The 561-nt window shown below is 64.0% G+C and carries 2 protein-coding genes; both read left to right on the plus strand.

Features of this window, described 5'->3' with window-relative positions; translation table 11 throughout:
* Positions 1-147 (plus strand): zincin-like metallopeptidase domain-containing protein, encoded by a 147-nt coding sequence (locus AACY49_RS30125; protein ID WP_339527890.1) that lies wholly within the window; start codon positions 1-3, stop codon positions 145-147.
* A 156-nt stretch (positions 148-303) separates the two neighbouring features.
* On the plus strand, positions 304-561 hold a 258-nt coding region (locus tag AACY49_RS30130; protein WP_339527888.1), incomplete at its 3' end, for a site-specific integrase.

Here is a 561-nt window from a genome sequence, read left to right on the forward strand (position 1 = left end):
GTGCGGGCGCACGAGACCACGCATTGGACTGGCGGCACGAAGCGATTGGCGCGCACCTTCGGCAAGCGCTTCGGTGACAAGGCTTATAGTTTCGAGGAACTCGTCGCCTTATCTGGACAGTCTGAGCCGTCCCCAACATTGCAGTAGGGTCGGCGATGGACGCCCACGGTAGGCAGTTATCAGGCTGGCCGTAGCGCTGACCCAAGAGCTGGCGGAGGCCAGCCTGATAACAGCCGGGCCATAGAGCGCATCGGTGTGAGGTCAGCTTCCGGGTGGGGGGTCCGGGGGGAGGGCTTCGCGCTGGTGTCGATCATTACTGTCTGCGAGCGCCGCGAGGCCAAGGGTCTCGATGCGCATGTTCCGCTGATCCTGCGCGGCGACGCGCTCTACGATCCCGATCTGGATCGCTTCTTTCTCGACCTACCGCTGTCGGGTGTCCGCTCACGGCATTCGCTTCGCGCCTATGCCTATGACGTCGCGGTCTGGCTTCGCTTTCTCGATGCCTGCGGCAAGACCGTGTGGGCTGCGACCCGCGACGATGTGGGCGCCTATCATCGTGCG

Source organism: Pseudomonas sp. EL_65y_Pfl2_R96, assembly GCF_963970905.1.
Lineage (GTDB): Bacteria > Pseudomonadota > Gammaproteobacteria > Pseudomonadales > Pseudomonadaceae > Aquipseudomonas.